The following is a 9,377-nucleotide window of genomic DNA, read 5'->3' on the forward strand; positions in this document are numbered from 1 at the left end:
AGGCCGTAGCCCTTGACGGTGTGGGCGAGGATGACGGTGGGTTTGCCCTTGAATTCGGTGGCTGCCTTGTAGGCGGCGTAGACCTTGCGGTAGTCGTGGCCGCCGCGCTTGAGGTTCCAGATCTGGTCGTCGGTGAGGTCCGCGACGAGGTCCTTGGTCTGCGGGGTCTTGCCGAAGAAGTGTTCACGGACGAACCCGCCGGACTCGGCCTTGTAGGTCTGGTAGTCCCCGTCCACGGTCTCGTTCATGATCTTCACCAGGGACCCGTCGGTGTCGCGGGCGAGCAGGTCATCCCACTCCCGGCCCCAGACGACCTTGATCACGTTCCAGCCCGCGCCGCGGAAGAACGCCTCGAGTTCCTGCATGATCTTGCCATTGCCGCGCACCGGCCCGTCCAGGCGCTGGAGGTTGCAGTTGATCACGAAGTTCAGGTTGTCCAGGTTCTCGTTCGCGGCCAGCTGCAGCAGGCCGCGGGACTCGGGCTCGTCCATTTCGCCGTCGCCCAGGAACGCCCAGACCTGCTGGTCCGAGGTGTCTTTCAGGCCCCGGTTGTGCAGGTAGCGGTTGTTCTGCGCCTGGTAGATCGCGTTCATCGGCCCGATGCCCATGGACACCGTGGGGAATTCCCAGAACTGCGGCATCAGCCGCGGATGCGGGTAGGAGGACAGGGCGTGGCCCTGCCGGGACTTCTCCTGCCGGAACCCGTCCAGGTCCTCCTCGGACAGCCGGCCTTCCATGAACGCCCGGGCGTACATGCCGGGGGAGGCGTGGCCCTGGAAGAAGACCTGGTCCCCGCCGCCGGGGTGGTCCTTGCCGCGGAAGAAATGGTTGAACCCGACCTCGTACAGCGTCGCGGCACCGGCGTAGGTGGAGATATGCCCGCCGACCCCGATATCGGGCCGCTGCGCCCGGTGCACCATGACCGCGGCGTTCCACCGCATGTACGCCCGGTACCGGCGCTCGTACTCCTCGTTGCCCGGGAATTCCGCTTCCTGGTCCACCGGGATCGTGTTCACGTAATCAGTGGTGGTCACCATCGGCACACCCACGCTCTGCGCGCCGGCACGCTGCAGCAGGCTCCGCATGATGTATTGGGCACGCTCGGTGCCCTGTTCCCTGATCAACGCATCCAGGGACTCAACCCACTCGGCAGTCTCTTCCGGATCACGATCAGGCAGCTGGTTAGTCAACCCGCTGAGGATATGGGAGGTATCTTCTCCTGCAGCCACGTCCAACCTCTCTTTGCGCGCATGAATCGGCGCACTCAGGCCAGGCAGGGTGACTGCCCGGCGTACATACGCCGTGTGCGACGTATCGGTTACAACAGCCCGGGCATGTGTGCCGGGCAGCTTCCTAGCGCTCCTATGTCTGCACGGAGTCACAAGGTTGTCGTCCTGCAGGCATAGTTGTCACCAGCCACTCTAGCCCTGACCGCAAGACGATGCGTAGCTGCGGCCGGGCGCTGCGGTTGTATTTCGTTCGTCATACTGGTTGTGTGACGAAAAGCCCCTGCGATGGGGCTGACGCAGTCCGGTGTGACGCAGAATATGCGCGCTACCGGGGGCGGCAGCTTGAAGCGCAGGCACAAAGGGTGTTGGCTTGGGAGTAATGGAAATCACTATGCGCACCGCATATATGAGGTATTGGAGGAACACGTGAGCGAGGCCGACGCCGCCACTTCGGTAAATGTGGCGGAAAAATTGGGTTTCAAGAATGGGGATCTGATTCAGGAGTTCGGTTACGACGATGATGTCGATTTCGACTTGCGTGACGATATTGAGGACTTCACGGGTTCCGAATTGCTGGACGAGGACGACCATGAGGTAGCGGATGCCGTGATCTTGTGGTGGCGCGACGGCGACGGGGACCTGGTGGACAGCCTTGTGGATTCCCTCACCACCCTGGGCGAAAACGGCGTCGTGTGGGTCCTCACCCCCAAGTCCGGCCGCGACGGCTACGTTTCCCCCGCCGACATCCAGGAAGCGGCACCCACCGCCGGCCTGCACGTCACCACCTCCGCCGGTGTTTCCAAGGACTGGAGCGCCACGCGCCTGGTCAGCAGGAAGAACAAATGACCGCAGGGGTTGAGGCTGCTTCCACCGCTGTTCCCGCGCTGGGCGCCATGGCGCCTGATTTTGAGCTCGCCAACCAGTATGGGGAGCCGGTGAAGCTGTCATCCTTCCGCGGCCGGAACGTTGCCCTGGTCTTCTACCCGTTCGCGTTCTCGGGAATCTGCACGGGCGAGCTCTGCGAAATACGGGACAACCTGGGCATGTTCGAGGATTCGAATGCGGTGGTCCTGGCCGTGTCGGTGGACAGCAAGTTCAGCCTCCGCGCCTATGCGGAACAGGAAGGCTACGGCTTCGACCTCCTCGCGGACTTCTGGCCGCACGGTGCTGTCGCCGAAGCCTACGGCGTGTTTGATGCCGGCAGCGGCATGGCAAAGCGGGCCACCTTCGTCATTGATGCCGGCGGCAGGGTCCGCTACAGCGTGGTCAACCCGCGGGGCCAGGCGCGCGACTTCAGCGAATACCGCAGCGTCATGGCGGAGCTGGGGCGGGCCTGAGCCGCCATGGCTGAGCACCGGCGGGGGACAGGACTTACTGGCTTCGCCAGCATGCCACCGGTGGCGCCTGCCCCGCTCTCGCAGCACGAGCTGGAAGTGCTGGCCCGGATCCGCGACCTGCTCGCCGGTGGCCGCTTCGCGCTGTTGACGGGCGCCGGCCTCAGCACCGATTCGGGGATACCGGACTATCGCGGTCCGGACTCGCCGCCCCGGTCGCCCATGACTTACCAGGAATTTGTCAGGAGCGCGGCCAACCGCCAGCGCTACTGGGCCAGGAACCACATCGGCTGGTCGCATATGCGGCACGCGGATCCCAATCCGGGCCATTATTCCGCCGCCGAACTCGAGCGCCGGGGCTACCTCACGGGGCTCATCACCCAGAATGTCGACAGGCTGCACCAGGACGCCGGCAGCTCAAACGTTGTCGATCTCCATGGCAGGTATGACCAGGTCATCTGCCTGGACTGCGGCCGTACCTATTCCCGCCGTCTCCTGGCACGTGTTTTCGAGGAGCTCAATCCCGGATTCCTGGAGCGGGCTGCGGCCAGCGGGCTGGTGGAAATGGCCCCCGATGCCGACGCCACCGTGGAGGACCGGGCCCTCATCAGCAGTTTCGTTGTGGCCGTCTGTCCTGCCTGCGGCGGCACCCTGAAGCCGGATTTTGTCTACTTTGGGGAGAACGTGCCCAAGGACCGCGTGGAGCGGTCCTATGCCATGGTGGACCAGGCGGAAGCCTTGGTGGTTGCGGGTTCGTCCCTGACCGTCATGAGCGGCCTGCGGTTTGTCAGGCATGCAGCCAAGGAGTCCAAGCCCGTGGTGATCATCAACCGGGGCCCTACCCGCGGTGATGACAGGGCAACCCTCAAGCTTGAGGCAGGTGTCAGCCAGGCGCTGGGCTACCTCGCCGCTGAACTTCCGGCACTGTAGTGGACCGCGTCGTTCGCGGATTGGCATTTCCGGCTGCCGGTCGGGTAGAGTCTATGTTCGTTGGTTGCGGCGGATTGGCCGTAAACAGCACTTGTTCGGGTCTTTAGCTCAGCTGGTAGAGCGCCACGTTTACACCGTGGATGTCATCGGTTCGATCCCGGTAGGACCCACTTACGGAACACCCCGTTGCCCACGCCTCCTGGCGAGGGCAACGGGGTTTCTGCTTTGCGGCCCCTGCCGACACAAATGTCAGTGCCCTGCCATAGCTTGCAGGAATGGAACACGTCATAGTGCACAGGGACAGTGAAGGACGGCCGACGGCGGTCCTGGGCAGGGGCAGGGAGTGGGCTGTGGGTGCGCCCCCGGTGAGGTGGTTCGAGCGCATCAACTGGTGGGAAAGCAGCCGCCGCATGCCCAAGGGCGGGGGCGGCGTCGACGTCGAAGTGCTGCAACTCCAGGTCAGGCTCGGCGCCAACACCAGGTCCGCGCTGACCACTATGTACCTCGAACGCGACGGGCTGGGCGGCGGCTGGCGCCTTCGGGAGTCCGTGGCGGGGGCGGCCTGACGGCAGGGCGCCTGCTCTTGGCTCCGGGCAGCCCCGCCTGCTGACTGTCCCGGCTCTGTCCCGGGCATTGGAAAACCCTCCACCGCGACTATTGGGGGATGCCGCGGTGGAGGGCTTGGGATGAATATACCGTGAACTTCCGGAAACAAAAAGTCATGCCGCGACTGTGGCGTCTTCCCGCCGTTACCAGTCGTAATACGCCTGCGGCCAGCCATTATGATGGTTTGTGTTCAGCAGGATGGACAGGAAAAGCGACGAAGCGCAAGCGCCTTATTAAGGAGAATCATGGCTGATTCCCGTACCCCACGCTCCTCCGACGGACAGGGGAGCGCTTCGCCGGCGCCGGCGGTCACCCGCGCAGCGGCGGTGCTTGAAGCACTGGCAGCCTCCCCGCGCGGAAGTCTCACGCTCAGCGATCTGGCCCGCGAGCTGGGAATCCCGAAATCCTCCACCTCCAATCTGCTGCTGGCACTGGAGGAGGCGCGGCTTATTAACCGGCACGGGGCCGAATTCACGTTGGGACGCAAGCTCGTCGAACTCGGCGCCGCCTACCTCAGCCGGATGGACGAGGTCCAGGAGTTTTACCGGTACTGCGAACAGGCGCACACTCTTTCCGGCGAGACGGTGAGGATCGCCATGCTGGACGGGACCAATGTCATCTATCTTGCCCGCTATGAAGGGCACCCCGCTGTCCGGCTGACGTCGAATATCGGCGACAGGATGCCGGTCTCGCTCTGCGCGGTGGGGAAGGCCCTGATTGCCAGGCTCCACGACCATGACATTGACGACATGTTCCCGGACGACGCCGGGCTGCCCGTCCTTACCCCGAAATCCCTGCGGACGGGACGTGAGCTGAAGGACCAGCTGCAGGCCATCAGGGAACAGGGCTACGCCTTCGAAGATGAAGAATCAACAACCGGAGTGGTCTGCCTCGGGGTTGCTGTGCCCACCCGGGGCTCGCATGGACCCAGCCTTGGATTGTCCGTGACGGCGCTCAAAGCCACCTATACGGAGGAGCAGGGAGCCCGGATGGTCAAGGAGCTCCGGGAGCTGGCCCGGTCGCTCGGGAACCCCATGGGCTAGGAGGAGTTTCCCTGAAGGGGGCTGCCAGGGGCGCATTTTTCCAAGCGCCATTGCGAGCCGTCCATTAGGTGCACGCTGTTCAACATGGTGATCGGCGCTACTGGTGCTGTCGCTGACCCGCCAGGCCAACGGGGGCCTGGCGCGTGATGAGGGAGTTCTTATGACAACTCGTACCAATGCACCGCAAACTTCGGACGGCACCATCGTCGACGCGCATCAGCTGCGAAGGGCAACTCTTGCCAGTTCCGTGGGCTCCGCCCTGGAGTACTACGGCCGCAGCGTCCCGAGGGATGCTGCGGCCGTCCTTTGTCGGGCCAGTTCGGGCCAGTTGTCGGGCCAGGGCCTGGAACGCCAGGTGGTGCTCAGTAGAAGTGGATGGTGTCCACCAGGTGCGGCAGCTCTCCGCCGTCAAGGAAAATGCGCAGGTTACTGCAGAACCGCTCGGCGATCAGCCGGTTCTCCGCAGCGCTGAGCGCCGACGTGTGCGGTGACACCAGGACCTGGGGGTGGCTCCACAGCGGGCTGTTGAGGGGGAGCGGCTCCACTGCGAACACGTCCAGGCAGGCGTAGGAGACCTGTCCGTTGTCCAGGGCTTCGAGCAGTGCCTCCTCGTCCACGACGGTGCCCCGTCCGACGTTGACGAACACGGTGCCCGGCTTCATGGCTGCGAACATGGCCCGGTTGAAGAGCTTCTCGGTGTATTGCGTCCCGGGCAGGGTGTTTACCACGGCGTCGGCCGTCGTCAGGAGCCCGGCGAGGCCGTCATTGTCCGTGACCGCATCGATCCCCTCCAGGGCCTCCACCGTCCGCTTGGTTCCGCTCACCCTCATGCCGAGGGCGCGGGCCAGGCGTGCCGTCTCCAGGCCGATCTCCCCGAGGCCGGCCACCACGAGCCTTGAGCCGCTGACCAGCCGCGTGGGGGTGCGCAGTTCGGGCCATGTTTTGGCTTGCTGGTCGCGCACCAGTTCGGCGGTCCGCTTGAAACCATTGAGTATTCCCATGGCGGCGAACTCCGCCAGGGGGAGGGCGTGGACGCCGGCGGAGGTTGTGATCTGGAATTTCTGCAGGGTCTTCCGGTCCAGGCCTGATGCCTTGACGGCCCCTCCCGCGCCGGCCGCCATGGCATGGACCCACTGCAGGTGCTCGTTTTCAGCCGCGACCCGGGCCAGGCCCGCCGGGCTTTCATTGGGGAAGCCGTACAGCACCTGGGCGCGGTTGAGCATGTTCCAATAGCGCTCCTCCTGTTCGGCAGTCCGCTGGAAACCGGGGTCCCCTGCATGGTCTGCCGGAAAACGCTCCGGTGGCAGCAGGTCCGGCTGGTACAGGACAGTTACGGAAGGGTCGACGGCCCGGATCTGGTCCACAAGCTCTGCTTCGAGCGGGACAGCGATGGCCACGGTAAGTGCAGATGTCATGGTGTTCATCATACTGAATAGCGGCTAGGATATTGAACAGTTCTGATCAATTACGACGATGTGAGGCTGAACATGGAGGACAAGCAGGCGGGCTTCGCAGGCCTGGGACTAATGGGGAGCCTGATGGCGGCAAACGCCATGAGGCAGGGATGGCGCATCACCGGCTGGAACCGCTCCCCGGAAGCTGTGACGCGGCTGCAGGACCAGGGCGGCATCGCTGCCACCACAGTCGCGGACATGCGGAAACTGCCGGTCATCGTTTTCATGCTGCCGGACCTGCCCCATGTCCAGGAAGCTGCGGCAGGGCTTCTGCTCAGCTGGAAGCAGCAGCCTCCGGCACCCGGCACCGTGCTGTTGGTCATGAGCAGCGTCTCACCGACCGGCGTCAAGGAATTTGGGCAGCATGTACGGCTGGTCAGCGGCGGCAACGCGCAGGTGGTCGATGCCCCGGTCAGCGGCGGTACCAAGGGAGCCGCCGAAGGCACCCTGGCCATCATGGCGGGCGCCGACGACGCGGCGGCGTTCCAGCGTGTTGAGCCCCTCCTTCGGACCATGGGCACCACTGTCCGCCACCTCGGCCCCCTTGGGGCGGGCTCGCTGGCCAAGGCGTGCAACCAGCTGGTGGTGGGAACCACGACGGCGGCACTCGCCGAAGCTGCCGAACTCGCCGAACGTTCCGGGCTCGATCCCGCAGCCCTGTTTGAGGTGCTGGCCGGGGGCCTGGCGGGAAGCCGGGTCCTGGACATCGTAGGTCCGCGGCTGGCCAGCAGGGACTACACCCCCACCGGCCCGGCCAAGTTCATGCACAAGGACCTTTCCTTCGTGCTGGACGCCGCCGCTGCGACAGGAACAGCAACGCCCATGGCAGCCGCCGCCGTCGAGCTGTACGCCGAACTGAAGCGGCAGGGCATGGGCGACCAGGACCTCGCCGTCGTGCGCCGAACCATTGCCAACCTCAGCCAGCAAACCGCAGCAGCGGCGGAAGGAACAGTTGCACCATGACATCGCTTTTTGATTTGACGGGCCGGGTTGCGTTGGTGACGGGGTCGAGCCGGGGTATCGGTTCGTCCTTGGCGCGGGCGTTGGCTGATGCCGGAGCCACGGTGGTGCTGAACGGGGTGAATGCTGAGCGGTTGAAGGAGGCCGAGGCTGCGCTCGCGGCGGATTTCCCGCCGGGCCGGGTGCACAGCATTGCCTTCGACGTGACCGACGGCGGGGCTGCCGCCCGCAGCATTGCCTGGATCGAAGAGAACGTGGGGCCGTTGGAGGTCCTGGTCAATAACGCCGGGGTCCAGCACCGGGTGCCGATGCTGGACCTGGATGTGGCTGACTGGGACCGTGTGCTCTCCACGGATTTGACCAGCGCGTTTTTGGTGGGCCGGGAAGCGGCGCGGCACATGATTCCCCGCGGCCACGGGAAGATCATCAATATCTGTTCGGTGCAGGCGGACCTGGCCCGGCCCACGATCGCCCCGTATGTGGCGGCCAAGGGCGGGCTGCGGAACCTGACCCGGGCGATGACGGCGGAGTGGGCGGGGTCCGGGCTGCAGGTCAACGCGATCGCGCCGGGCTATATCCATACCGAGATGACGCAGAACCTGGTCGATGACCGGGAGTTCAATTCCTGGATCCTGGGCCGGACCCCGGCGCACCGGTGGGGGACCGTGCAGGATTTGGCCGGGCCGGTGGTGTGGCTGGCCTCGGACGGGTCGGATTTCGTGAACGGTCAGACCATCTTCATTGATGGCGGAATGACGGTGGTGGTCTGATGGCTTCAATAACGGAAGAACTCCCGGCAACCGGGCCGGCCTTGGTGGCCCACGCCGCCGGGGACCTGCGCATCGACGAGGTCCCGCTGCCTGAACCAGCCGCTGACGAGGCAGTGGTAGAGGTCGCGTTCGGCGGGATCTGCGGCTCGGACCTGCACTACTGGCTGCACGGCGCCGCGGGGGAGTCGATCCTGAAAGCCCCGCTGGTGCTGGGCCACGAAATCTCCGGCACCGTGGTCCGGGCCGCGGCGAACGGGTCGGGCCCTCAGGCGGGGACCGCGGTTGCGGTACACCCGGCAACACCGGGCCCGGGCGCCGCGAAGTACCCGGCGGACCGGCCGAACCTGTCCCCGGGCTGCACGTACCTGGGCAGCGCGGCCCGCTACCCGCACACGGACGGCGCGTTCAGCCGGTACGTGACCTTGCCGGTGCGGATGCTGCGGGCCCTGCCCGGGGGCATGGACCTGCGCACCGCGGCCCTGATCGAACCCGCATCGGTCGCCTGGCACGCCGTGTCCCGCGCCGGTGACGTCAAGGGTAAGACCGCGCTGGTGGTCGGGTCCGGGCCCATCGGCGCCCTGGCAGTCGCCGTCCTCAAACGTGCCGGCGCGGCCCGGATCACCGCCGTGGACCTGCATCCCAAACCCCTGGAGATCGCCACGGCAGTCGGTGCGGATGAGGTGATCAACGCCGCGGACACCGCGGCGATCGCGGCGGTGGAGGCCGACGTCGTGATCGAATCCTCCGGAAACCACCACGGCCTCGCCTCAGCCATCAACGGCGCGGTCCGCGGCGGGACCGTGGTCATGGTCGGGCTGCTGCCCACCGGCATGCAGCCGGTCCCCATCTCGCTGGCCATCACCCGCGAACTGGACCTCAAAGGATCCTTCCGCTTCAACGACGAAATCGACCAGGTCATCACCGCCCTCGCCGACCGCTCACTCCACATCGGCCCCGTCATCACCCACGAATACCCCCTCGCCGACGCCCTGCACGCCTTCGAAGTCGCCAAAGACTCCACCACCTCCGGCAAAGTCCTCCTCAGCTTCGG

At 65.5% G+C, this 9,377-nt stretch carries 9 protein-coding genes, 1 tRNA gene and 1 pseudogene; 9 read left to right on the plus strand and 2 right to left on the minus strand.

The genetic code is table 11. The annotated features are described in order from the left end of the window. Nucleotides 1–1,229 (minus strand): annotated as a pseudogene (locus ACTJK0_RS21150) (pyruvate dehydrogenase (acetyl-transferring), homodimeric type); the annotation flags it as partial. 426 nt (nucleotides 1,230–1,655) lie between these two features. Here ACTJK0_RS21150 and ACTJK0_RS21155 point away from each other — a divergent pair. The 6 genes from ACTJK0_RS21155 (at nucleotide 1,656) to ACTJK0_RS21180 (ending at nucleotide 5,142) form a co-directional block, all read left to right on the plus strand. Next, nucleotides 1,656–2,075: a DUF3052 domain-containing protein gene (locus ACTJK0_RS21155; RefSeq protein ID WP_440746518.1), complete on the plus strand. Its 420-nt coding sequence runs from the start codon at nucleotides 1,656–1,658 to the stop codon at nucleotides 2,073–2,075. After that, on the plus strand, nucleotides 2,072–2,566 hold the full coding sequence (locus tag ACTJK0_RS21160) for a peroxiredoxin (RefSeq protein ID WP_440746519.1): 495 nt from the start codon (nucleotides 2,072–2,074) through the stop codon (nucleotides 2,564–2,566). The genes ACTJK0_RS21155 and ACTJK0_RS21160 overlap by 4 nt, the downstream gene beginning before the upstream one ends. A 6-nt stretch (nucleotides 2,567–2,572) precedes the next feature. After that, the gene (locus ACTJK0_RS21165; RefSeq protein WP_440746520.1) at nucleotides 2,573–3,493 is read left to right on the plus strand and encodes an NAD-dependent protein deacetylase; all 921 of its coding nucleotides are present in this window, start codon (nucleotides 2,573–2,575) and stop codon (nucleotides 3,491–3,493) included. A 97-nt stretch (nucleotides 3,494–3,590) separates the two neighbouring features. Beyond that, nucleotides 3,591–3,663: transfer RNA gene (locus ACTJK0_RS21170), tRNA-Val, on the plus strand. Between the two features lie 105 nt (nucleotides 3,664–3,768). Next, nucleotides 3,769–4,059, plus strand: a complete 291-nt coding sequence (locus ACTJK0_RS21175; protein WP_440746521.1) for a hypothetical protein — start codon at nucleotides 3,769–3,771, stop codon at nucleotides 4,057–4,059. A 285-nt stretch (nucleotides 4,060–4,344) separates the two neighbouring features. Further along, nucleotides 4,345–5,142, plus strand: coding sequence for an IclR family transcriptional regulator (locus ACTJK0_RS21180; RefSeq protein ID WP_440746522.1), 798 nt, complete (start codon nucleotides 4,345–4,347; stop codon nucleotides 5,140–5,142). Nucleotides 5,143–5,504: 362 nt separating this feature from the next. Here ACTJK0_RS21180 and ACTJK0_RS21185 read toward each other — a convergent pair whose 3' ends face one another. After that, nucleotides 5,505–6,569 (minus strand): D-2-hydroxyacid dehydrogenase, encoded by a 1,065-nt coding sequence (locus tag ACTJK0_RS21185; RefSeq protein WP_440746523.1) that lies wholly within the window; start codon nucleotides 6,567–6,569, stop codon nucleotides 5,505–5,507. A 60-nt stretch (nucleotides 6,570–6,629) separates the two neighbouring features. On the opposite strand from ACTJK0_RS21185, the gene ACTJK0_RS21190 reads away from it, so the two are divergent. The 3 genes from ACTJK0_RS21190 to ACTJK0_RS21200 all read left to right on the plus strand — a co-directional run. Next, the gene (locus tag ACTJK0_RS21190) at nucleotides 6,630–7,559 is read left to right on the plus strand and encodes an NAD(P)-dependent oxidoreductase (protein WP_440746526.1); all 930 of its coding nucleotides are present in this window, start codon (nucleotides 6,630–6,632) and stop codon (nucleotides 7,557–7,559) included. Continuing rightward, nucleotides 7,556–8,326: an SDR family oxidoreductase gene (locus ACTJK0_RS21195; RefSeq protein ID WP_440746524.1), complete on the plus strand. Its 771-nt coding sequence runs from the start codon at nucleotides 7,556–7,558 to the stop codon at nucleotides 8,324–8,326. Before ACTJK0_RS21190 ends, ACTJK0_RS21195 begins: the two co-directional genes overlap by 4 nt. Continuing rightward, a partial coding sequence (locus ACTJK0_RS21200) for an L-idonate 5-dehydrogenase (protein ID WP_440746525.1) occupies nucleotides 8,326–9,377 on the plus strand: 1,052 nt, incomplete at its 3' end. The genes ACTJK0_RS21195 and ACTJK0_RS21200, both read left to right, overlap by 1 nt.

The sequence above is a fragment of the Paenarthrobacter sp. 22069 genome (assembly GCF_052046035.1).
GTDB lineage: Bacteria > Actinomycetota > Actinomycetes > Actinomycetales > Micrococcaceae > Arthrobacter.

Bases quoted from the DNA above. Each gene is read 5' to 3' on its own strand.
- ACTJK0_RS21175 (WP_440746521.1), top strand. From the start codon at position 3,769: ATGGAACACGTCATAGTGCACAGGGACAGTGAAGGACGGCCGACGGCG.
- ACTJK0_RS21185 (WP_440746523.1), bottom strand. From the start codon at position 6,569: ATGATGAACACCATGACATCTGCACTTACCGTGGCCATCGCTGTCCCG.
- ACTJK0_RS21160 (WP_440746519.1), top strand. From the start codon at position 2,072: ATGACCGCAGGGGTTGAGGCTGCTTCCACCGCTGTTCCCGCGCTGGGC.
- ACTJK0_RS21180 (WP_440746522.1), top strand. From the start codon at position 4,345: ATGGCTGATTCCCGTACCCCACGCTCCTCCGACGGACAGGGGAGCGCT.
- ACTJK0_RS21190 (WP_440746526.1), top strand. From the start codon at position 6,630: ATGGAGGACAAGCAGGCGGGCTTCGCAGGCCTGGGACTAATGGGGAGC.
- ACTJK0_RS21195 (WP_440746524.1), top strand. From the start codon at position 7,556: ATGACATCGCTTTTTGATTTGACGGGCCGGGTTGCGTTGGTGACGGGG.
- ACTJK0_RS21165 (WP_440746520.1), top strand. From the start codon at position 2,573: ATGGCTGAGCACCGGCGGGGGACAGGACTTACTGGCTTCGCCAGCATG.